Source organism: Streptomyces lydicamycinicus (genome assembly GCF_000829715.2).
Taxonomy (GTDB): domain Bacteria; phylum Actinomycetota; class Actinomycetes; order Streptomycetales; family Streptomycetaceae; genus Streptomyces; species Streptomyces lydicamycinicus.
The window spans coordinates 746,609-769,368 of sequence record NZ_BBNO01000002.1 but is presented as its reverse complement, the minus strand read 5'-3'; the positions used below and the strand labels follow the sequence as shown (position 1 = coordinate 769,368).

19 protein-coding genes are annotated in these 22,760 nt (G+C 70.8%); 5 read left to right on the top strand and 14 right to left on the bottom strand.

Translation table 11 applies throughout. The annotated features are described in order from the left end of the window. Window positions 1-274: 274 nt before the first annotated feature. From TU31_RS08830 to TU31_RS36620, 8 genes are all read right to left on the bottom strand, one after another. Window positions 275-1,810 carry an MFS transporter gene (locus TU31_RS08830; RefSeq protein WP_042151471.1) on the bottom strand — a complete coding sequence of 512 codons (1,536 nt, stop codon included), beginning with the start codon at window positions 1,808-1,810 and terminating at the stop codon, window positions 275-277. Window positions 1,811-1,934: 124 nt separating this feature from the next. Then, window positions 1,935-2,957: a class II fructose-bisphosphate aldolase gene (gene fbaA / locus TU31_RS08825; protein ID WP_042151468.1), complete on the bottom strand. Its 1,023-nt coding sequence runs from the start codon at window positions 2,955-2,957 to the stop codon at window positions 1,935-1,937. 218 nt (window positions 2,958-3,175) lie between these two features. Beyond that, a complete protein-coding gene (gene pyrE / locus TU31_RS08820) occupies window positions 3,176-3,718 on the bottom strand; it encodes an orotate phosphoribosyltransferase (protein WP_042151465.1) in 543 nt (180 codons plus the stop codon). Window positions 3,719-3,728: 10 nt separating this feature from the next. Continuing rightward, entirely contained in the window at window positions 3,729-4,592 is an 864-nt protein-coding gene (locus tag TU31_RS08815; RefSeq protein ID WP_042151461.1) for an aldose epimerase family protein, read from the bottom strand. Window positions 4,593-4,670: 78 nt separating this feature from the next. Next, on the bottom strand, window positions 4,671-5,639 hold the full coding sequence (locus tag TU31_RS08810) for an SRPBCC domain-containing protein (protein ID WP_042151459.1): 969 nt from the start codon (window positions 5,637-5,639) through the stop codon (window positions 4,671-4,673). Between the two features lie 148 nt (window positions 5,640-5,787). After that, window positions 5,788-7,521 carry a polyamine aminopropyltransferase gene (locus TU31_RS08805; protein ID WP_042151455.1) on the bottom strand — a complete coding sequence of 578 codons (1,734 nt, stop codon included), beginning with the start codon at window positions 7,519-7,521 and terminating at the stop codon, window positions 5,788-5,790. A 256-nt stretch (window positions 7,522-7,777) separates the two neighbouring features. After that, window positions 7,778-8,299 (bottom strand): DUF2617 family protein, encoded by a 522-nt coding sequence (locus TU31_RS08800; RefSeq protein ID WP_042151452.1) that lies wholly within the window; start codon window positions 8,297-8,299, stop codon window positions 7,778-7,780. Window positions 8,300-8,625: 326 nt separating this feature from the next. Beyond that, window positions 8,626-8,904 (bottom strand): hypothetical protein, encoded by a 279-nt coding sequence (locus TU31_RS36620; RefSeq protein ID WP_078885627.1) that lies wholly within the window; start codon window positions 8,902-8,904, stop codon window positions 8,626-8,628. 198 nt (window positions 8,905-9,102) lie between these two features. Here TU31_RS36620 and TU31_RS08795 point away from each other — a divergent pair, with 198 nt between their 5' ends. Continuing rightward, a complete protein-coding gene (locus TU31_RS08795) occupies window positions 9,103-10,281 on the top strand; it encodes a pyridoxal phosphate-dependent aminotransferase (RefSeq protein ID WP_042151449.1) in 1,179 nt (392 codons plus the stop codon). 134 nt (window positions 10,282-10,415) lie between these two features. Here the strand turns inward: TU31_RS08795 and TU31_RS08790 are convergent, their stop codons facing one another. Both TU31_RS08790 and clpB read right to left on the bottom strand, forming a co-directional pair. Beyond that, window positions 10,416-10,952, bottom strand: coding sequence for a YbjN domain-containing protein (locus TU31_RS08790; protein WP_042151446.1), 537 nt, complete (start codon window positions 10,950-10,952; stop codon window positions 10,416-10,418). A 185-nt stretch (window positions 10,953-11,137) separates the two neighbouring features. After that, entirely contained in the window at window positions 11,138-13,768 is a 2,631-nt protein-coding gene (gene clpB / locus TU31_RS08785) for an ATP-dependent chaperone ClpB (protein WP_042151444.1), read from the bottom strand. 245 nt (window positions 13,769-14,013) lie between these two features. Here clpB and TU31_RS08780 point away from each other — a divergent pair, with 245 nt between their 5' ends. From TU31_RS08780 to TU31_RS08770, 3 genes are all read left to right on the top strand, one after another. Next, complete coding sequence (locus TU31_RS08780; protein ID WP_042151441.1) at window positions 14,014-14,586, top strand: Uma2 family endonuclease; 573 nt, start codon at window positions 14,014-14,016, stop codon at window positions 14,584-14,586. 29 nt (window positions 14,587-14,615) lie between these two features. Continuing rightward, the gene (locus TU31_RS08775; protein ID WP_042151438.1) at window positions 14,616-15,020 is read left to right on the top strand and encodes a pyridoxamine 5'-phosphate oxidase family protein; all 405 of its coding nucleotides are present in this window, start codon (window positions 14,616-14,618) and stop codon (window positions 15,018-15,020) included. 417 nt (window positions 15,021-15,437) lie between these two features. Then, window positions 15,438-15,842, top strand: coding sequence for a hypothetical protein (locus TU31_RS08770; protein ID WP_042151435.1), 405 nt, complete (start codon window positions 15,438-15,440; stop codon window positions 15,840-15,842). Between the two features lie 109 nt (window positions 15,843-15,951). Here TU31_RS08770 and TU31_RS08765 read toward each other — a convergent pair whose 3' ends face one another. From TU31_RS08765 to dnaK, 4 genes are read right to left on the bottom strand one after another with little or no spacing between them, the layout of a single operon-like run. Continuing rightward, a complete protein-coding gene (locus TU31_RS08765) occupies window positions 15,952-16,404 on the bottom strand; it encodes a heat shock protein transcriptional repressor HspR (RefSeq protein WP_042151432.1) in 453 nt (150 codons plus the stop codon). A gap of 1 nt (window position 16,405) precedes the next feature. Continuing rightward, window positions 16,406-17,575, bottom strand: coding sequence for a molecular chaperone DnaJ (gene dnaJ / locus TU31_RS08760; RefSeq protein WP_042151429.1), 1,170 nt, complete (start codon window positions 17,573-17,575; stop codon window positions 16,406-16,408). Between the two features lie 45 nt (window positions 17,576-17,620). Further along, the gene (gene grpE, locus TU31_RS08755) at window positions 17,621-18,280 is read right to left on the bottom strand and encodes a nucleotide exchange factor GrpE (protein ID WP_042151426.1); all 660 of its coding nucleotides are present in this window, start codon (window positions 18,278-18,280) and stop codon (window positions 17,621-17,623) included. Continuing rightward, window positions 18,277-20,133, bottom strand: coding sequence for a molecular chaperone DnaK (dnaK, locus tag TU31_RS08750; protein ID WP_042151424.1), 1,857 nt, complete (start codon window positions 20,131-20,133; stop codon window positions 18,277-18,279). Before dnaK ends, grpE begins: the two co-directional genes overlap by 4 nt. 289 nt (window positions 20,134-20,422) lie before the next feature. Here dnaK and TU31_RS08745 point away from each other — a divergent pair, with 289 nt between their 5' ends. Beyond that, window positions 20,423-22,690: a (Fe-S)-binding protein gene (locus TU31_RS08745; RefSeq protein WP_042151422.1), complete on the top strand. Its 2,268-nt coding sequence runs from the start codon at window positions 20,423-20,425 to the stop codon at window positions 22,688-22,690. Window positions 22,691-22,760: the final 70 nt, after the last annotated feature.

Here is a 22,760-nt window from a genome sequence, read left to right as displayed (position 1 = left end):
CAGTGCGCTGCGCGGGCGGCCCGGAGCACGTTTTTCGGCTGTCCCGCCGTTCCGCTGCGCTTTGCCTTCGGCCCACGTTTTTGGCTGTCCCGCCGTGGGGGTTTCTCGCCGTTTCGCCTGGCGGCGGGCCGGGGTCCGCTGCGCGGGGCTGTGGGTGCGGTGACGGGCCTCCGGGGCAGGGTGTCCGGACTGCTTCGCTTTACGTCCGGACACCCTGCCCCTCCGGCCCGTCCCCTCCCGTGGGTGGGTGGGGGAAGGTGGGTGGGGGTGGGCGTTATCTCTCGGGTTCGCGCTGTGCGTCGCTGTCCCGTGCCTCGCCCGGGTCCAGTGGGGGTGCTGTGACGCCGCAGTGGTAGGTCGTTTTGGCGTGGCACGGTTCTTCGGCGCCTGGTTCGGGGCGTAGGGCGTCGGTGCGTACGGTGAGCCAGGCGATCAGTGCGCCGGCCACCAGGACGCCGGCGCACAGGGGCATGGCGCGGAGGAAGGCGGCGGCGAAGGCGTCCGGGGAGCGGTAGGCCTCGGGGCCGAAGCCTGCGAGGAGGGGGAGCGCCGCGACCGCCATCAGGCCCGCGGCCCGTGCCGCCGCGTTGTTGATGCCGCTGGCCAGGCCCGCCCGGTTCACGTCCACCGACGCCAGCACGGTCGCGGTGAGCGGGGCGACCAGGGTCACCATTCCCGCGCCCAGCACCACCAGCGCGGGCAGCACATCGGCGAAGTAGGACGCGCCCCGGCCCACGCGCATCATCAGCAGCAGGCCCGCGGCACACAGGAGCGGTCCGACGGTGAGCGGGAGCCGCGGGCCGGTGCGCTGGCCCAGTTCTCCGGAGCGGGCGGAGAGCAGCAGCATCAGCACGGTGGTGGGCAGCAGCGCGGTACCGGCCTGAAGGGCCGAGTACCCCACCACGACCTGGAGCTGGAGCACGGACAGGAAGAAGAAGCCGCTGAAGGCGGCGTAGACACAGACCGTCACCGCGTTCACGGCGGAGAACTGGCGGATACGGAAGATGGCGGGCGGCAGCATCGGATCGGCCCGGCGCCGTTCGACCTGCACGAAGAGCACGCCGAGCAGCACCCCGGCCACCGCGGGAAGCAGCACGCCGAGCCCGGCGCCCCCGTTCGGTGCGGCGATCAGTGCGTAGGTCACCCCGGCCAGCGCCAGCGCTCCCAGCACCGCGCCCAGTACGTCGAAGCCACGGCGCCCGCGCGCGCCGCGCTCCCGGGTCTCGGGTACGTGCCGCAGCGCCACCGGGACGCACACCGCGGCCAGCGGCACATTCAGGAAGAACACCCAGCGCCATCCGGCGCCGTCCACCAGCCAGCCGCCGATGAACGGACCCACCGCCGCGGCCACCCCGCCGAGCCCCGACCAGGCGCCGACCCCGCGGGCCCGGTCGTCGGGGTGGAGCACGGCCTGGATCAGCGCCAGCGAACCGGGCGTGAGCAGCGCCCCGCCGACGCCCTGGAGCGCACGGGCCGCGATCAGCACCCAGGCATGCGGTGCGAGCCCGCACAGCAGCGAGGCGGTGGCGAACCAGACCACGCCGATCACGAAGACCCGGCGCCGGCCGAAACGGTCGCCGAGCGCACCGCCCAGCAGGATCAGCGAGGAGAGGGTGAGCAGGTAGGCGGTGACGGTCCACTGGAGGACCGCCAGATCCGCGTTGAGGTCCTCGCCGATCCGGGGCAGGGCGACATTGACGACCGTGCCGTCGAGCAGCGCCATGCCGGACCCCAGCACGGCCGTCAGCAGCACCCACCGGCCCTGTGCCGAGGCCAGCCGGACCGCGCCGGGCGCACTCGGTTCGCTCATAACGCGAGCATGCCCGCCCCCGCGCCCGCTCGCCCGCCCTGCGGCCGGCCGGGCGCACAAAGGCTCCGCATCCCGGACGGATGCGGAGCCCTGGTGCGCGGGGGCCGGCGGTGCGGCCCGCCAGTTACTTGATCTTGGTGCCGGTGGAGCGCAGGTTGGCGCAGGCCTCGGTGACCCGCTTGGCCATCCCGGCCTCGGCCAGCTTGCCCCAGCTGCGCGGGTCGTAGGTCTTCTTGTTGCCGACCTCGCCGTCGACCTTCAGCACACCGTCGTAGTTACGGAACATGTGGTCCGCGACCGGGCGGGTGAAGGCGTACTGGGTGTCGGTGTCCAGGTTCATCTTGACCACGCCGTTCTCCAGCGCGGTGGCGATCTCCTGCTCGGTGGAGCCGGAGCCGCCGTGGAAGACGAAGTCGAACGGGGCGGCCTTGCCGTACTTGGCACCCACGCCCTCCTGGAGGTCCTTCAGCAGCTCGGGACGGAGCACGACATTGCCCGGCTTGTAGACGCCGTGGACGTTGCCGAAGGAGGCGGCGAGCAGGTAGCGGCCCTTCTCGCCCAGGCCGAGCGCCTCGGCGGTGCGCAGCGCGTCATCGACCGTGGTGTAGAGCTCGTCGTTGATCTCGTGGGTGACGCCGTCCTCCTCGCCACCGGTCGGGGTGATCTCGACCTCAAGGATGATCTTGGCGGCGGCGGCCTTGGCCAGCAGCTCCTGGCCGATGGCCAGGTTGTCGGCCAGGTTCTCGGCCGAGCCGTCCCACATGTGGGACTGGAACAGCGGGTTCTGGCCCTTGGCGACGCGCTCCGCGGAGATGTCCAGCAGCGGGCGTACGTAGCCGTCCAGCTTGTCCTTGGGGCAGTGGTCGGTGTGCAGCGCGACGGTGATGTCGTACTTCGCGGCGACGACGTGCGCGAACTCGGCGAGCGCCACCGCACCGGTGACCATGTCCTTGTTGTACTGGCCGCCCAGGAACTCCGCACCACCGGTGGAGATCTGGATGATGCCGTCGCTCTCGGCCTCGGCGAACCCGCGCAGCGCGGCGTGCAGCGTCTGCGTCGACGTGACGTTGATGGCCGGGTAGGCGAACTTCCCTGCCTTCGCCCGGTCGAGCATCTCGTTGTAGACCTCGGGGGTTGCGATGGGCATCTGTCCGCTCCTTGTGTGTGCGGGTGTGCGTACTGGGCCCTGACCAGGGGGCGAGGACTTCGCCGAGCACATCTTCCCAGACAAGGCCCTTCGCTCCACATTGCCTGTCCGGCCGTCCCACTCCGTGGGCAGTCGGTTTCACGTGAAACCGACTGCCCCTCGACAAAGCCGCAGGTCAGCGCGGAGGGCTCCTCTCCGGTGCGGCTGTCGCGCCGGTCTCAGCCCAGGCCGAGGTCGCCCAGCTGGTAGCCCGTGATATAGGGCAGCCCGGCCTCGGCGATGGCCGGGGCGGCACCGCGGTCGACGATCGTTGCCACCGCAACGACCTCGGCGCCCGCCTCACGCGCCGCCTCGACGGCGGTCAGCGGCGAGCCACCGGTGGTGGAGGTGTCCTCGACGATCAGGACCCGGCGGCCCTTGATGTCCGGGCCCTCGATACGGCGCTGCATCCCGTGCGCCTTCTGCGCCTTGCGGACGACGAAGGAGTCCAGCCGGCCGCCGCGCGCCGCGGAGGCGTGCAGCATCGAGGTCGCGACGGGGTCGGCGCCGAGCGTCAGCCCGCCGACCGCCTCGTAGTCCAGGTCGGCGGTGATGTCCAGCATCAGCTGACCGACCAGCGGCGCGGCCTCGCCGTCCAGGGTGATCCGGCGCAGGTCGATGTAGTAGTCGGCCTCCTTGCCGGAAGAAAGCGTCACCTTGCCGTGCACCACGGCCTTGTCCTTGATCTGGCGCAGCAGCTCGCCGCGCACGTCGTCACTCATGTGCACGAGCTTAGGCGGTGCCCCGGGACAGGTTCCGCCAGCTCCAGGTCATGGAGATCTCCAGCGGGTCGATCGGTGTGACCAGGCGCGGCAGGGTGTTGAGGCCGTTCGGCGGGCCGGTCTGCGGCTCGACACAGACCGCGGCCTCCTGCTCGTCGTAGACCACGGCCCATTCGGCGCGGCTGGTGATCTTCAGCTCCAGGCGGCCCGGCCAGGTGAGCGTGGCCGCCACGCCCTGCGGCATCCCGAAGCAGTCGTCCCAGGGGCCCGGCTTCGGCGGGATCCGGTGGCCGGTCGGGAGATGGTCCGCGCCCCGCTCCTCCTGCCACTCGGGCCCGAAGTCGAGGTGGACGTCCTTGCCGCCCTCCCCGAGGTTCCGCAGGAACCAGGGGTGCCAGCCGGCCTGCGCGGGGAAGGAGTCGGTGGTCGCCTCGACGCCCATGGTGAGGGTGAGCGAACCGCCGTCCTCGGCGAGTTCGACGAGCTGGGTGACCTGCCCCGGATACGGCCAGGGCGCCGCCGGGTCCTTGAGGTCGTAGGTGAAGATGCCCTCCGTGGCGCTCGTCCGCACCGTGCGCCAGCGCAGGTCGCGGCCGGTGCCGTGGATGGCGTGCGGCGCGGCGTTGAGCGGCATCCGGTGGAGCTCGCCGCCGTTGCGGAACTCCCCGTGGGCGAGCCGGCCGCACCACGGCACCATCGGGAAACAGCCGTATCGGGGGCCCTGCCGCAGCAGCTCCGTACCGCCGATGCGCAGGCTCGCGATCCGGCAGCCGAGGTCCGGCCGGACGGTCAGTTCGGTGTCTCCGGCGGCCAGTCGCACGCCCTCCGGCGTCTGCGTCCGCGCCGTGCCCTGCGTGGTGTTGTCGGTGCTCACGGGACCGAGCCTAGCGAGGCACCGCGCGCAGCGTGGGACGCCGTACGGGCCACGGCCACGGTGGGCCGCGGCCCCGGGTCAGCGGCGCCGGCGCAGCACCCGGCCGACGACCACCGCGGATGCCAGCACCACCGCGGCCGCGGGCGCCGCCCAGCGCAGGGTCACCGAGGTGCCGTTCGACTCGGGCGCGGGCACCGGCGCGTACCGGCCGCGCGGCGGGGCGTGGTCGACCTCTTCCGCGCTGCGGCCGATCATCGTGCGACGGGCGTGCGCGGCCTCGGCGGGGGCGAGCCGGTCCGCCTCGTCGCCGTAGGCGTGCTCGGGGTGCGCCGCGGAGAACGCGTCCGCCGCCTCGACGGCGTCGAGGTCCTCGCCCGCCTCGTCCGCGGCATCGGGATCCGCCGTCTCGCCGTCGTCCTCGTCGCTGCCCGGGTCGAGGGACGGCGGCGGCACCTCGGTGTCGAACACCCGCGACCCGGCCGCGTCCTGGGCGTCACCGGCCGGTGCGGCGGCGTCGTCCGATCCACCGTCGTCGACCGCTCCGGCGTCATCGGCCGGGCCGGCCTCGTCGGCCACCGGCCGCCGCCGCAGGTCCGCCGCCAGGTTCTCCGCGAAGCGGTCCAGCAGCCGGCGGCCGACGGAGGCGGCGGACCGGTCGGTGGCCTCGGCGAGCCGGCCGTCGCGGTGGACCGTGCCGGAGCAGCGCAACGCCGTACCGGGGCCGGGCTCGGTGGCCGGGGAGAGCCGTACGGCGAGGGTGAGCGCGACCGCCCCGTCGCCCCGCGCCTCGGTGCCCTTCGCCTCGACGGTCACCGCGGCCGCACCGTCGTCACCGGTGCCGTCGTCCGCGGCGGCGCCGACCGTCAGCGTGCCGCGATACGTGATGGTGGAGCTTCCGATACGCAGTCGCAGCCGGCCCTCCGGACACCCGGGGGCCGCATCGGCGTCGAGCTGGACTCCGGGGACACAGCGCGCCACCCGCTCCGGCTCGGTGAGCGCCTGCCGCACGGTCCCGACGGGAAACGGAACGTACACCTCATGCTCCATGACATGGGAGCCTACCCAGCGCCCGCGAACCCGTGCCCGCCCACGCGGAACTTTCTGACACCGGGCCGGAACCCGCCCCGCCGCTGCCCCCCGCCCGCGGCCCGCTGCGGACGCGCGCCGACCGGACGCCGCCCCGCGCCGAGCCCGCTCAGTCCTGATACCGCGGATGCATCAGCGTCGACGCCGGCAGCCCGGCCCTCCGCTCACGGATCTCCGCCCGCCGGCCGGCCCGCAGTTCCCCGGCGCTGAGACCGGCCAGCGGCGGAGCGTCCGGGGCCAGACCGAACGCCGGACGGTGCCGCGCGGCCAGCACGAAGCCCCAGTACCGGGTCCCGGACGGCGCCGCGGCGGCCGGGCCGGCGTCAGCCGGGGGAGCGTCCTCGGGCGGTACGGCGCCCGCCGAGCGGTCCGGGCCGCCGGAGAAGGCCGCGGGCCGGCCGGACTGCCGGTACGGCACCGTCGCCAGGCCCACCGACCGGACCGTCGACTCCACCGTCCAGTACAGACGCCCGCGCTCGACCGGCGGCCCGGCGTGCACCACCAGCCGCCCGTCGCGGGCCAGCAACTGCGCCGCCAGGCCGTAGAACTCCTGCGAGTAGAGCTTGGTGCAGGCGGTGATCCCGGGGTCGGGAAGATCGGAGACGATGACGTCGTACGGCGCCGTCCGGTGGCCGGGGCCGCGGACGCCCTGCTGCCGCAGCCAGTCGAAGGCGTCGTCGGTCACCGTGCGCACCCGGGGGTCGGCGAGCGAGTGCCGGTTGAGGCGGGTGAGGCCGGGGTCGGTGCGCGCCAACCGCAGTACGCCGGGGTCGAGTTCGACGACGGTCACCGAGCGGACCGCGCGGTAGCGGAGGATCTCGCGCACCGCGAGGCCGTCGCCGCCGCCGAGCACCAGCACCCGGCCGTGCGGGCCGCCCGCCATCGCCGGGTGCACCAGCGCCTCGTGATAGCGGAACTCGTTCTCGGCGCTGACGCGGAGCCGGCCGTCGAGATACAGCGCCAGCGGTCCGCCGGAACCTTTCCTCCCGTGCCCCGCACCGGCTCCGGCGCCCGTCCCGCCGGTCATCACCACTTCCTGGACGCCGGTCTGCACCGCGACCCGGGCCGAGGAGCCGTACACCGCCAGCCGGGCAGCCCGTTCGAACGGCGTGGCCAGCACCACGCCCGCGGCGAGCAGCGCGAGGACCAGGGCATTGGCGCCGAAGAGCGCCCAGCGGGCACGGGCGCTGAGATCGCGGCGGAACAGCCACAGCACCAGCACGGCGCCGGCCACCGCGTTGACGGCGCCGGTGAGCAGCGCACCGGTCAGCTGGCCGAAGCCCGGCAGCAGCAGAAACGGAAAGGCCAGCCCGCCGACGAGCGCGCCGACATAGTCCGCGGCGAAGAGATCGGCCACCGCGCCGCCCGCGTCCTGCCGGCGCACCCGCTGGATCAGCGTCATCAGCAGCGGTACCTCGGCGCCGATCAGGATGCCGATGGCCAGGGAGAAGCCGACCAGCGCGGAGCGGGACTGCCCGAACCAGGCGAAGCACGCGTAGAGCGCCATCGCGGAGGTGCCGCCGACCAGCGCGAGACCGGCCTCCACCGCGCCGAAGCCGACCGCCGCCCGGCAGCGCAGCCGCTTGGCGAGCAGCGCGCCGACCCCCATCGCGAAGACCATGACGGACAGCACGACCGACGCCTGGGTGACGGAGTCGCCCACCAAGTACGTGGCCAGGGCGACCAGTTCGAGTTCGTAGACCAGACCGCAGGCGGCGCAGACGAAGACGACGGCGAGGACGAGCAGCCGGCCGAGCCCGGCCGGCACGGGCAGTCGCGCCGGCATCATGACGTCCGGCGGGCCGGGAGCGCCGACGCGGGCGGACTCTGGCGGGTCGATCATAAAATGAACGCTACGTGACGATTCTGTGGCGCTCCGTCACCCACACGAGTAGACCTCATGGGCTCCACACCCCTCGGACGGGGCGTTGACGAAGCGTGGGGCGCGAGGGCACACCGCACCACACAGGCCGCGCGCGCCGCACCGTCCGCGCCCTCCCGGACCTCCACACCCCCGGCGCACAGCTTCCGCGCCCCTCGCACCACACACCACCCCACGCCCTCCGGCCGGCCGGACCGGTCACCAGCGACCGGCCCCGCTAGACCACCGCGACCCTCGCCCGTACGCCCACGCGGGTACGGGTGGCCACCAGGCGGCCCTCCTGCGGATACGCGTGCCAGGTCCGCCAGCGCACCTGCCCCTGCTGACGCTGCGCCAGCATCGCGGTGAAGGCGTGCGGCGAGCCGGGGAACGTGCCGGCGAGCCCGTGCGGATGCTCGGCCACCAGCGCGAGCAGCTCCTGTGCCCGCCCGGCGAACGAGCCGCGCGAGAGGGTCTCCACATGGGCGGCGAATTCGTACTCCCAGTCCCCCAGCCGCTTCGCCACCCCGAGCGGCAGCGGTGTGCTGCTGCCCGGCATACAGGCGACCGTTTCGGAACAGGTGCCGTGCTCCTCCTCCAGAAGCACCTGGTGAGAGGCGCCGAGCAGCCTCAACTGCACCTGGGCGTCCTGGAGTTGGAGATCGAGTACGGCGAGGGCGGGCAGGGGGTCCCTGCCCAGCGCCCAGGCCAGGTCGGAGGCACGGGTATCGGTGTACGCCGTCGTCAAAGTGGTGAGCATGGGTCGGCTCCGCAAGCACGCAGTGGAATGGTGGGCCGGCCCGCCCGAAGAGGATCAGGAATGTACGTCTGCCTGCCGGCTCGTGCCCACGTGGGGTCGGAGAACGTGGGGGATTCTCTGGGGAGAGGGAATCATGAAAGCCCCGTCGCCCACAGCGCTTTTACCCATCTTCTCCGGCTTTCCATCCGCTCGGGGGCCTTGCAGTTCAGTTGTTCAACGACCAAGCGCCCGGCGGGTGTTGGCCCTTCGACCAGCACCCACCGGGCGCATATGCGACAAGCAACTAGCCATCCGCACATATGGAGTTGGCGCGGTGCGCCCTCGGCTCAGGAGCCGCCGCCACCGCCACCACCGCAGCCGCCACCGCCACCGCCGCCACCGCAGGAGGACCCGCCACAGGAGGATCCGCCGCCGCATCCGCCGTGGTGCCCACCGTGGTGGTGGCCGCCGCCCGAACCCCCGTCACCGCCGGCCCACCAGCTGCCGCCGCTGTTGCCGCCGGAGCCCCGTCCGCTCCCGCGCCCGCCACCCGAACCGCTCCGCGAGGCCAGGGCCACCAGCCCGATCACTCCCGCGCAGATCACTACGAAAACCACAATCCCCATATGCCTCACACTCCTTCCTTCCCCCGAAGCGAGGCATCCGCTCCGTCCGGCGCCCGGTGCGCCGTTCCGGCGCCGTCCGGCACCGTTGGCCGCCGTCGTCGGCGGCCGTCTCATTCCGTTGTGCGGGGCTGATGCCCCGGCCCCGGCGTCTCAAAGCACAGTTGAGGAAGACCAGAGGTTCGGCGGAGGATGGCGTCCATGGACCGACCGCTGCTCAACCGCCGCCTCGCCGAATTCGGCACCACGATCTTCGCCGAGATGTCGGCGCTCGCCGTACGGACCGGCTCCATCAACCTCGGCCAGGGCTTCCCCGACGCCGACGGTCCGGAAGAGGTCAGGGAGGCGGCGGTGCGCGCGCTGCGCGACGGCCGCGGCAACCAGTACCCGCCCGGCCCCGGCATCCCCGAGCTGCGCACCGCCGTCGCCGCCCATCAGCAGCGCTTCTACGGCCGGCTCGGCCTCTCCCACGACCCCGACACCGAGGTCCTGATCACCGCGGGCGCCACCGAGGCCCTCGCGGCCGCTCTGCTGGCTCTGCTGGAGCCTGGCGACGAGGTCATCGCGCTGGAGCCGTACTACGACTCGTACGCCGCCGGTATCGCGCTGGCGGGCGGCCGCCGCGTCCCGGTGACCCTGCGCGCGGACCCGGAGTCCGGCAGCTACCGCCTCGACCTGGACGAACTGCGGGACGCCGTCACCGACAAAACCCGCCTGCTCCTCCTCAACACCCCGCACAACCCCACCGGCACCGTCCTCTCCCGCGACGAGCTCGCCGAGATCGCCCGCCTCGCCTGCGAGCGCGACCTCCTCGTCATCACCGACGAGGTCTACGAACACCTCGTGTTCGAGGGCGAGCACCTCCCGCTCGCGTCGTTCCCCGGGATGCGCGAGCGCACCGTCACCATCGGCTCGGCGGGCAAGACCTTCTCGTTCACCGGCTGGAAGGTCGGCTGGGTCACCGCAACGGCGGAACTGGTGAGCGCGGTCCGCTCCGCCAAGCAGTTCCTCACCTACGTCTCCGCCGGCCCCTTCCAGTACGCCGTCGCCGAGGCCCTCGCCCTCCCCGACAGCTACTTCACGGAACTGCGCGAAGACCTGCGCACCAAGCGCGACATCCTCGCCACCGGCCTCACCGACGCCGGCTTCCAGGTCTTCCGCCCCGCCGGCACCTACTTCATCACCACCGATATCCGCCCTCTCGGCCACGACGACGGCTTCGCCTTCTGCCGCACCCTCCCCGAACGCGCCGGCGTCGTCGCCATCCCCAACGCCGTCTTCTACGACCACAAGGAGGAAGGCGCGCCGTATGTGCGGTTCGCTTTCTGCAAGGGCACCGAGGTCCTCCAGGAAGCAGCGGACCGCTTGAAGCGCCTGTGACGGCCGGGGGCGGCGCCGCCCCCGGCCCTGAAGCGCGAGCCGCGCCCCCGTCGCCCCCGCACAGACAGACGCGGGCCCCGGAGCCATCAAGCTCCGGGGCCCGCGCAGCAGGGTGGGTGTGGGACGGACGGGGCTCAGGCCTCGTCGTCACCCGGCTTCTTGTCGGAGTCGCCTTCGATCTCGGCTTCCAGGCCGAGCTGCTCGACGATCCACTTGTCGAATTCGATGGAGGCGCGGACCCAGCTGACCGTGCTCGACACAAAGTGTTCGAGCGAGACACCGGTGCCGATCAGCATCGATGCCTCACCGATCAGACGGACCGTGCCGTCGTCATGGGTGTGGGTGTAGGCCTTGGGCCACAGCGTCCGGCGGTTCCAGTCGTCGATCGCCTCCAGCAGCTTCGACTTCTCGTCGATGCCGTGGGCGCGGTCATAGAACGTACGGACGGAGAAGATCTGCTGCTCCTCCTCGCCCCGGAACATGAAGTACGTGCGGAACTGCTCCCACGGGGCGGCGAGGTCACCCTCCTCGTCGACTACGTACTTCAGCTCCATCTGGTCGAGGAGCTGCTTGACCAGGTCCTGGTCTGGCACGACGGGACCATCAGGCCCCGACGGCTCGGGTTCGGGCTGGCCCCCGAAATTCGGAATCGAGGACGGGTCGATGCTCACCGTGGAATTCCCTTCGTATGGTCTCTGCCATCCTCCCCCACATCCGCCCCGTCGTGGCAACCCGGACGGGGAGGATGCGGGCAAGGTGTCGCCCGGGGCAACGATCTGCCGGGCGGGCCGGCAGCAGGAGACACGGCGTTGGTCGGCCCCGGGGCGGGCGGGCCGGCAGCGGGACACGGCGGCGGTCAGCCCGCGGGCCTCCCGGCCGCCTCCACCGACAGCTGATCGCCGTCCACGTCCACCCGCACGGTGTCCCCCTCCAGCACCTCGCCCGCCAGGATGGCGCGGGCGAGCTGGTCGCCGATGGACGTCTGGATCAGGCGGCGCAGTGGCCGGGCGCCGTAGGACAGGTCCGGGGCGGGGGCGTCGGCCACCGGTTCCTGGCCGAGCCAGGCGAGCCAGGTCAGGGCGCGGTCGGTGACGTCCAGCGTCAGCCGGCGGTCGCCGAGACGGCGCTGGAGATGGCCGAGCTGGATACGGGCGATCCGCTGGAGCTGGTCCGTGCCGAGCGGGTGGAAGACCACCACGTCGTCGAGCCGGTTGAGGAACTCGGGCCGGAAGGCGGTCCGCACGGTCTCCAGCACCTTCTCCTTCTTCTGCTCCTCCTTGAGCAGCGGGTCCATCAGGAAATTCGACCCGAGGTTGGAGGTCAGGATGAGGATGGTGTTGCGGAAGTCGACGGTGCGGCCCTGGCCGTCCGTGAGCCGGCCGTCGTCGAGGACCTGGAGCAGGATGTCGAAGACCTCGTGGTGGGCCTTCTCCACCTCGTCCAGCAGGATGACGGAGTAGGGGCGGCGGCGGACCGCCTCCGTCAGCTGGCCGCCCTCCTCGTAGCCGACATAGCCGGGCGGCGCACCGACCAGCCGCGCGACGCTGTGCTTCTCGCCGTACTCCGACATGTCGATCCGGACCATCGCCCGCTCGTCGTCGAAGAGGAAGTCCGCGAGCGCCTTGGCCAGCTCGGTCTTGCCGACGCCGGTCGGGCCGAGGAAGAGGAACGAGCCGGTGGGGCGGTCCGGGTCGGCGATCCCGGCCCGGGTACGGCGTACGGCGTCGGAGACGGAGCGGACGGCCTCGGTCTGGCCGATCAGCCGCTTGCCGAGCTCCTCCTCCATACGCAGCAGCTTCTGGGTCTCGCCCTCCAGGAGGCGGCCGGCCGGGATACCGGTCCAGGCGCCGACCACATCCGCGATGTCGTCGGGGCCGACCTCCTCCTTGACCATGGACTCCTTGGAGGCCTCCTGCTCGGCCTCGGCGGCGGCCGCCTCCTCCAGCTCGTGCTCCACGCCCGGGATCTCGCCGTAGAGCAGCTTGGAGGCGGTGTCGAAGTCGCCGTCGCGCTGGGCGCGCTCCGCCTGGCCGCGCAGCTCGTCGAGCTTCTCCTTGAGCGCACCGACGCGGTTGAGGCTCTGCTTCTCCTTCTCCCAGCGGGCGGTCAGACCGCGCAGCTCCTCCTCCTTGTCGGCGAGGTCCTTGCGCAGCTTCTCCAGCCGCTGGACGGAGCCCGCGTCGGTCTCGTTCTTGAGCGCCAGCTCCTCCATCTTCAGCCGGTCCACGGCGCGCTGGAGCTCGTCGATCTCCACGGGCGAGGAGTCGATCTCCATACGGAGGCGGGAGGCGGCCTCGTCGACCAGGTCGATGGCCTTGTCCGGCAGGAAGCGGGAGGTGATGTAGCGGTCGGAGAGCGAGGCCGCGGCGACCAGCGCGGAGTCCGCGATCTGCACCTTGTGGTGGGCCTCGTAGCGGCCCTTGAGCCCGCGCAGGATCGCCACCGTGTCCTCGACGGTCGGCTCGGCGACCAGCACCTGCTGGAAGCGGCGCTCCAGCGCCGGGTCCTTCTCGATCCGCTCGCGGTACTCGTCCAGCGTCGTCGCGCCGACCATCCGCAGCTCACCGCGGGCCAGCATCGGCTTGAGCATGTTGCCGGCGTCCATGGACGAGTCGCCGCCGGCGCCCGCGCCGACGACGGTGTGCAGCTCGTCGATGAAGGTGATGATCTGGCCCTCGCTGGACTTGATCTCCGCCAGGACGGTCTTCAGCCGCTCCTCGAACTCACCGCGGTACTTGGCGCCCGCGACCATCGCCCCCAGGTCCAGCGCGACCAGCCGCTTGTTGCGCAGCGACTCGGGCACATCGCCCTTGACGATCCGCTGCGCCAGCCCCTCGACGACGGCGGTCTTGCCGACGCCCGGCTCACCGATCAGCACCGGGTTGTTCTTCGTGCGGCGGGAGAGCACCTGCACCACGCGGCGGATCTCGTGGTCCCGGCCGATGACCGGGTCGAGCTTGCCCTCGCGGGCGGCCGCGGTGAAGTCCGTACCGAACTTCTCCAGCGCCTTGTACGTGCCCTCCGGGTCGGCGTTGGTCACCCGCTGCCCGCCGCGGTTCGCCTCGAACGCGGCCAGCAGCTTCTTGGCGGAGGCGCCCTGCTGCTCCAGCAGCTCGCCGGTGCGCCCGCCCTTGGCGGCGATGCCGATGAGGAGGTGCTCGGTGGAGACGTACGCGTCACCGAGCTCCTTGGCGCGCTGGGTGGCGTCGGCGATGGCGGAGAGCAGATCGCGGTCCGGCTGCGGCGGTGCGACCGTCGAGCCCTGCACGCTGGGCAGCGCGGCCAGCTGACGCTCGGCCCCGTTGCGCAGCGCCGCGGCATCCGCCTCGACGTCGGCCAGCAGGTCCATGATGTTCTCGTTGTCCTGCCCGGCCAGCAGCGCGAGCAGGAGATGCGCGGACGTCATGTCCGCGTGCCCGGAGGTGACCGCCCGCTCATTGGCGGCGCTCAGTGCCTCCCGGCTCTTGTTGGTCAGCTCGGCGTCCACGTCCTCGCGATCCTCCTCGACTCGTCCTGCCCGGCCTCAGTGCCCAGTCTTGGACCCACTCCGGCACATCCTGCACATACCAACGTGCGATAAGTTGAGTCTATTCCACTCAATGCTGCGGAAGCGAGCCCCCTCGCCCGCTCCTCGCTCACTCGTGCGAGGGAATCAGGGCCGATCGCCCCCCCGGCGCCCGCGCCACCCGCCGACACTGGCCTTCGACCACAAGGAGGTGCAGCATGACGGCTATGGCACACGAGCCGATGCCCACGCAGGACGACATCCTCCTGGAAGGCTTTCTGGCGCTGGAGACCCCGACAGGTTTCCGGGCCGAGCTCATCGAGGGGGAGATCGCTGTGACACCGCCGCCGGATGGCGACCACGAGGACTACCTGAGTCTCGTCTTCGAGCAGGTGATGCGGATGTCTGCGACTGCCATGCAGTTCTCGGGGCACAAAGGACTCGTCCTCTCCCACGCGGCGGGCCAGCCCGCGGACCACGTGATCCCCGACGCCACCATCGCCCCACGCGCGCTGCGTCTCTTCCGCGGCGCCCCTCCCTGGATGCCCAGCGACGGCGTTGCCATGGTCGTCGAGGTGACGTCGAGCAAGCCCCACAAGGACCGTGTCGCCAAGCGCCATGGCTACGCCCGCGCCGGCATTCCGCTCTATCTCCTGGTCGACCGTGACAAGTCGGCGGTCACACTGTTCAGCGAGCCGGAGGGCGAGGACTACCTCAACACCCACATCGCCCCCTTCGGCAAACCCCTCCCCCTCCCCGCCCCCTTCTCCTTCGACCTGGAAACGGCCGACTTCCTCTGAGTTCCGGGCCCCGAACTACTCTGGCTCCCATGGCCCATGACCTCAGTGCCCTCAGCCCGGAGTACCTCGCCTTCTGGGGCGAGTATCTGATGCCGACCCTCACCACGCTGCGTACGGACGGGACGCCCCATGTGGTTCCCGTGGGCGTCACCTACGACGCCGGGCAGCGGATCGCGCGGATCATCACCCGCAAGGACAGTGCCAAGGTCAAGAACATCCTCGCCGCCGGGGCGGACGGTGCCACCGTCGCCGTGTGCCAGGTCGACAAGGGGCGCTGGGCGACGCTGGAGGGCCGGGCCCGGGTGCGTACGGACGCCGAGTCGGTGGCCGACGCGGTGCGCCGGTACGCCGAGCGGTACGGCCGGACGCCGACGCCCAACCCCGACCGCGTCATGATCGAGATCGCGGTCACCAAGGCGATGGGCCGGGCCTGAGCGCCGGCCCGAGAGCCGCTCCCCTCCCACGCGGTCGCCTCCGGCCCGCTGGCCGGAAACGGCCCCTCCGGATCCGCTCCGGGCCACCCACCTGGTACTCAAGAGCGACGGGAACCGAACAGCTCCGCGCAATCACGGACGACATCGGACCTGTCCCCTGCAAAAGACAGCAGCTGGAGGCCGTATGGCGTCGGCAGTGTGCAAGGTGACGACCGTTCCGCGCCGTCCCTCCCCCGCCCGGCCGCATCCGCACGCCGAGCTCTGCCCGCGCTGTGGCGGCCAGCTCGCGGTCAATCAGGACGGCTGGAAGATCTGCCACGCCTGCGGCTATGCCTCGCCGCCCGGTACAGCCCCTCCTCCACGGGCCGCTCGCGGGGGTATCGTCGCCCCCACAGTCGCCACGCCCCGGAGGGCACGATGAACTCGGTCCGAGTCACGGCGATCGCCTGCCTGATGCCGCTGTCCGAGCTGGACGAGGATCCGTTCCTGGTCGACGACCGCAGCCAGCACGACATGTGCAAGCAGTGGGCGGCGGCCCGTGACTACCACCTGACCTGCCAGCTCAGCCTGCACCAGCTGCGCGCCGACCACAGCGCGCTGTGGCGTGACGTCGAAGAGGGCCTGGTCGATGTGTTCGTGGCGCCCAACCGCCGGGCGCTGGAGAACGCCATCGCCGGCGCGGACGAGTTCACCAAACGGTGCGCCGCGGCCGGCGTCCGACTGGAGACCGCCGACCTCGATGAGCCGGTCTACACCCTGGCGATGAAGTCGCAGGTGCACCGGCGGCTGTCGATGCCGACGGCCGGATACAACGGCTGCTGAGCGGACCGCGGCCGGAGCGCGCGGCTGCCCACGGAAACGCGCGAAGGGCCGGGTCTCCCCGGCCCTTCTCCACATCATGCGCCGGGCGTCCGCGCCCCGGCCGCGGCCGTCACTCCGGCCGCTTGGGACGCCAGACCACCAGCGCGCTGGTCTGCTGCACATCCTGATACGGCACCAGATCGCGCCGATAGGAGGCGTGCACCGCCGCCTCCCGCTGCTGCATCGCGCTGGCCGCGCCCTCCAGGGCGCCCTGGAGCTCGACGACCCGCTGCTGTAGGGCCGTGACCTGGTTCTCCAGCTCGATGATGCGCTTGATGCCGGCGAGGTTGATGCCCTCGTCCTGGGACAACTGCTGCACCGTACGGAGCAGTTCGATGTCCCGGGCCGAATAGCGGCGGCCCCGCCCGGCCGTGCGGTCGGGCGAGACCAGCCCCAGCCGGTCGTATTGCCGAAGGGTCTGCGGATGCAGGCCGGAGAGCTGAGCCGCGACGGAGATGACGTACACCGGCGACTCATCGGTCAGTTCATAGGGGTTACGACGCTGCCCGCCCCGGCTGTCCATCTCAAGCTCCCTTCGCGGCCTGGAACAGCTCCGCCCGCGGGTCCTGCCCCGCGGTCGCCTCGCGATAGGACTCCAGCGACTCCTTCGCCTTGTCGCTGAGGTCACCGGGGACCAGCACCTCTATGGTGACCAGCAGATCCCCCCGTGTGCCGTCCTTACGGGCCGCACCCTTGCCACGGGCCCGCATGGTGCGTCCGTTGGGGGTGCCGGCCGGCAGCTTCAGCGTCACCGGCGGACCGCCCAGTGTCGGCACCTTGACCTCCCCGCCGAGCGCGGCCTCCGGGAAGGTGACCGGCACGGTGATGGTGAGGTTGTCGCCCTTGCGGCCGAAGACCGGGTGGGCGTCGACATGCACGACCACATACAGATCGCCCGCCGGGCCGCCCTGCTCGCCCGGGGCGCCCTTGCCGCGCAGCCGGATGCGCTGCCCGTCGGAGACGCCCGCGGGGATGCGGACCTGCATCGTGCGCGCGCTGGTCGCCCGCCCGCTGCCCTTGCAGACGTCGCAGGCGTCCTGGGCGATCAGACCCCGGCCCTTGCAGTCGGCGCACGGGTCGGTGAGCGAGAAGCCGCCACCCGCGCCCCGGCTGACCTGGCCGGTGCCGACGCAGGTCGGGCAGACCCGCGGGGTGCCGTTCTTGTCGCCGGTGCCGGAACACGCCTTGCACGGCGCCTGGCTGGACATCCGCAGCGGGACCGTGGCCCCGTCGACCGCCTCGGTGAAGCTGAGCGTCACCTCGGACTCGATGTCCTGGCCCCGGCGCGCATGGGTACGGGTACCGGCGCCGCCGCGGTTGAACAGACCGCCGAAGACGTCCCCGAGCCCGCCGCCGAAGCCTCCGCCGCCGCCCTGGCCCTGCGAGCCCCCGAAGAGGTCGCCCAGGTCGAAGTTGAAGCTGCCGCCGCCGCCCGGCCCCGGCCGGTAGCCGCCGTTGCCGAACAGCGTGCGCGCCTCGTCGTACTCCTTGCGGCGTTTGGCGTCGCCCAGGACGTCGTTCGCCTCGGAGATCTCCTTGAAGCGCTCCTCGGCCTTGGCGTCGCCCTTGTTGGCGTCCGGGTGGAACTCGCGGGCGAGCTTGCGGTACGCCTTCTTGATCTCCGCTTCGGTGGCGTCCTTCGGGACGCCGAGGACCTTGTAGTAGTCCTTCTCGACGAAGTCCTTGGTACTCATCCCCGACGTCCCTCCTTCCGCGCGGTTTTCGTTTCTGTCCTCACGTCAGCCCTCTTCCGGGCCACCGCTCTCCTCGTCCGAAGCCTTGGCACCCTTGGCCTCGTCATCGGATCCGGACTTGGTGCCCTGCGCACCCGGCTGCGGCTCGGCGACGGCGACCCGCGCGGGGCGGATCGTTCGTTCACCGATGCGATACCCGGGCTGAAGGATCGCCACGCACGTCGTCTCGGTGACATCCGGTGCGTACGAGTGCATCAGTGCCTCGTGGATCGTCGGGTCGAAGGGCTCGCCCTCCTTGCCGAACTGCTGCAAACCGAGCTTGGCGACCACGGTCTCCAGCGACTCGGCCACCGACTTGAAGCCGCCGACCAGTTCGCCGTGCTCGCGGGCGCGGCCGATGTCGTCGAGGGTGGGAAGGAGCTCGGACAGGAGGTTCGCCGCGGCGATCTCCTTGACCGTGACCCGGTCCCGCTCCACCCGACGGCGGTAGTTCTGGTACTCCGCCTGGAGCCGCTGGAGGTCCGTCGTGCGCTCGTTGAGCGCCGTACGCACCTGGTCCAGCTGCGCCTGGAGCGCTATGTCCGTTACGTCCCCGGCCGGGGCCGAGCCCGCCTTGTCGGCGGACTCGGCCTGCGCCGCGTCTTCGGGAGCGGCGTCGGAAGGGACGTCGGGCTTCTCATCGAAGCCCGGGGTCTCCTCCGTCACGCGGCACCATCCTTCTTCGGCTTCTCGTCGTCGACGATCTCGGCGTCCACGACGTCGTCATCGGCCTTGGCCTGCTCGGCGCCCTCGGCACCGGCGGCGCCCTCGGCGCCGGCCGCACCCTGGGCGTCGGCGTACATGGCCTGACCCAGCTTCTGGGAGACGGCCGCGACCTTCTCGGTGGCGGTGCGGATCTCCGCGGTGTCCTCGCCCTTGAGCTTTTCCTTCAGCTCGGTGAGGGCTTCCTCGACCTCGGTCTTGACCTCGCCCGGGACCTTCTCCTCGTTGTCCTTGAGGAACTTCTCGGTCTGGTAGACGAGCTGCTCGGCCTGGTTGCGGGTCTCGGCGGCCTCGCGGCGCTTGGTGTCCTCGTCCGCGTACTGCTCGGCCTCCTGGCGCATCCGGTCGACCTCGTCCTTCGGCAGCGAGGAGCCGCCGGTGACGGTCATCTTCTGCTCCTTGCCCGTGCCCAGGTCCTTCGCGGTCACGTGCATGATGCCGTTGGCGTCGATGTCGAAGGAGACCTCGATCTGCGGGACCCCGCGGGGGGCCGGCGGCAGACCGGTCAGCTCGAACATCCCGAGCTTCTTGTTGTACGCCGCGATCTCGCGCTCGCCCTGGTAGACCTGGATCTGCACGGACGGCTGGTTGTCCTCGGCCGTCGTGAAGATCTCGGAGCGCTTGGTCGGGATCGTGGTGTTGCGCTCGATGAGCTTGGTCATGATGCCGCCCTTGGTCTCGATACCGAGGGACAGCGGGGTGACGTCCAGCAGGAGGACGTCCTTGACCTCACCCTTGAGCACACCGGCCTGGAGGGTGGCGCCGATGGCGACGACCTCGTCCGGGTTGACGCCCTTGTTGGCGTCCTTGCCGCCGGTCAGCTCCTTGACGAGCTCGGCGACGGCGGGCATACGGGTGGAGCCGCCGACCAGGACCACGTGGTCGATCTCGGACAGGTTGATACCCGCGTCCTTGATCACGTTGTGGAACGGCGTCTTGCAGCGGTCCAGGAGGTCCGAGGTGAGCTGCTGGAACTGCGAGCGCGTGAGCTTCTCGTCCAGGTGCAGCGGGCCCTCGGCGGAGGCGGTGATGTAGGGAAGGTTGATCGTCGTCTCGGTGGAGGACGACAGCTCGATCTTCGCCTTCTCGGCGGCCTCGCGCAGGCGCTGGAGCGCCATCTTGTCCTTGGCCAGGTCGACGCCGTGGCCGTTCTGGAACTGCTTGACCAGGTAGTCGACGACGCGCTGGTCCCAGTCGTCACCACCGAGGTGGTTGTCACCGTTGGTGGCCTTCACCTCGACCACGCCGTCGCCGATCTCCAGGAGCGAGACGTCGAAGGTGCCGCCACCGAGGTCGAAGACCAGAATGGTCTGGTCGTCCTTCTCCAGGCCGTAGGCCAGGGCGGCCGCGGTGGGCTCGTTGACGATCCGCAGGACGTTGAGGCCCGCGATCTCACCGGCCTCCTTGGTGGCCTGGCGCTCGGAGTCGTTGAAGTAGGCCGGAACGGTGATGACCGCGTCGACGACCTTCTCACCGAGGTACGCCTCGGCGTCGCGCTTGAGCTTCTGCAGGATGAAGGCGCTCATCTGCTGCGGGTTGAAGCCCTTGCCGTCGATGTCGATCTTCCAGTCGGTGCCCATGTGGCGCTTGACCGACCGGATGGTCCTGTCGACGTTGGTGACCGCCTGACGCTTGGCGACCTCGCCGACCAGCACCTCGCCGTTCTTGGCGAAGGCGACAACGGACGGCGTGGTCCTGGCGCCCTCGGCGTTGGTGATGACGGTGGGCTCACCGCCTTCGAGAACACTGACGACGGAGTTCGTCGTGCCCAGGTCGATGCCGACCGCACGTGCCATTTCAATTCCTCCAGCTGACTTGAGTGGAACAGGCTCAAGAGTGCAGGACCAAAGAAAACCTGTCAACAGACCTGAGTCGGACGCGCTCAAGTTTTATATCGCGCTTATCGTCACCACGGCTGCACCGCAGGACGCCGGGGCCCCACACAGGGTTGCCTTCGCGACACAGATCACCGGCCGGGCGGCTTCATGGGGCGGAGGAGAATGGGTAACCTCAGCGGCAGACCAAAAAAGTTACTGCTTAGTAGTCCCCACCGTTTTCCGCTCTCGCAGGTACGAGGAGCCTCCCATGCAACTCGCCGCGATCATCGTGTCGCTGGTGCTCATCGCGGTCGCCGTGGCGCTGTTCGGCCGCGCCCTGCTCCAGATCTACCGCCACATGCGACTCGGCCGGCCGGTGCCCGCGGGCACCCGCACCGACGCGCCCGCCCAGCGGACCGTCACGGTGGCCAAGGAGTTCCTCGGCCACACTCGCATGAACCGCTGGGGCGTCGTCGGCGTGGCGCACTGGTTCGTGGCGGTGGGCTTCCTCACCCTGCTGCTGACGATCGTCAACGCCATCGGCCAGCTCTTCCAGGCCGACTGGCTGATCCCGTTCATCGGCGACTGGCTGCCGTGGGAGATGTACGTCGAGGCGATGGGCACGCTGACGACCGTGGGCATCATCGCCCTGATCGTCATCCGGCAGCTGAGCCGGCCCGGCAACGCGGGCCGCAAGTCCCGCTTCGCGGGCTCCAACACCGGCCAGGCGTACTTCGTCGAGACCGTCATCCTCATCGTCGGCTTCTGCATCGTGACGCTGCACGCCCTGGAGGGCGCCCAGCACGGCGTGGACCACTACGAGCCGGCGTACTTCATCTCGTACCCCCTGGTCGTGGCCTTCAAGGGCATGAGCCTGGGCACCGTGCAGAACCTCACCTACCTCTTCGCGGCCATCAAGATCGCGACGTCCTTCATCTGGATGATCACGGTCTCGCTCAAGACCGACATGGGTGTGGCCTGGCACCGCTTCCTCGCCTTCCCCAACATCTGGTTCAAGCGTGAGGCGGACGGCGGCGTGGCGCTCGGCGCGCTTCAGCCGATGACCAGCGAGGGCAAGCCGATCGACTTCGAGGACCCGGGCGAGGACGACCAGTTCGGTGTCTCCCAGGTCGAGCACTTCTCCTGGAAGGGCCTGCTCGACTTCTCCACCTGCACCGAGTGCGGCCGCTGCCAGTCGCAGTGCCCCGCCTGGAACACCGGCAAGCCGCTCTCCCCGAAGCTCCTGATCATGTCGCTGCGCGACCACGCGCACGCCAAGGCGCCGTATCTGCTGGCCGGCGGCGGCAAGGACATGGAGGGCAACGAGCAGGCGACCGAGGAGCAGCTCAAGGACGTCCCGGCGGCCGCGCTGGCCGAGGCCGAGCGCCCGCTGATCGGCACCCTCGAAGAGAACGGCGTCATCGACCCGGACGTCCTGTGGTCCTGCACCACCTGCGGCGCCTGTGTCGAGCAGTGCCCGGTCGACATCGAGCACATCGACCACATCGTCGACATGCGCCGCTACCAGGTCATGATCGAGTCCTCGTTCCCGTCCGAGGCGGGCACGATGCTCAAGAACCTGGAGAAGAAGGGCAACCCCTGGGGCCTGGCCAAGAAGCAGCGTCTGGCCTGGACCAAGGAGGTCGACTTCGAGGTTCCGGTCGTCGGCCAGGACGTCGAGGACCTCACCGAGGTCGAGTACCTCTACTGGGTCGGCTGCGCCGGTGCCCTGGAGGACCGCGCCAAGAAGACCACCAAGGCCTTCGCGGAGCTGCTGCACATCGCGGGCGTGAAGTTCGCGATCATGGGCGGTGACGAGAAGTGCACCGGTGACTCGCCGCGACGCCTCGGCAACGAGTTCCTCTTCCAGCAGCTCGGCGCCGAGAACGTCGCCACCCTGAACGCGGCCTTCGGCGAGGACGACGAGGACGAGTCGACCAAGAAGCCGAAGTCGTCGAAGAAGATCGTCGCGACCTGCCCGCACTGCTTCAACACCATCGCGAACGAGTACCCGCAGCTGGGCGGCGAGTACGAGGTCATCCACCACACCCAGCTGCTCCAGCACCTGGTGGACGAGGGCAAGCTCACCCCCGTCACCCCGGTCGAGGGTCTGATCACCTACCACGACCCCTGCTACCTGGGCCGCCACAACAAGGTTTACACCCCGCCGCGCGAGATCATCGCCAAGGTGCCGGGCCTGCGGAACGAGGAGATGCACCGCCACAAGGAGCGCGGCTTCTGCTGTGGCGCCGGCGGTGCCCGGATGTGGATGGAAGAGCGCATCGGCAAGCGCATCAACAACGAGCGCGTCGACGAGGCCCTGTCGCTCAACCCCGACATCGTCTCGACGGCCTGCCCCTTCTGCCTCGTGATGCTGACCGACTCGGTCAACGGCAAGAAGAACGACGGCAAGGCGAAGGAATCCGTCCAGGTCGTCGACGTGGCCCAGCTGCTGCTGGACTCCGTCAAGACCCCCGTCGACCCGGCAGGCGAGACGGAGCAGGAAGACACCCCGGAGCCCGAGCCGGTGAAGTAACCGCACGGGCAGGAACGTCGGCCGGCGGCCGGTCCCTCTCGGAGGGGGCCGGCCGCCGGCCTTTCCGGCC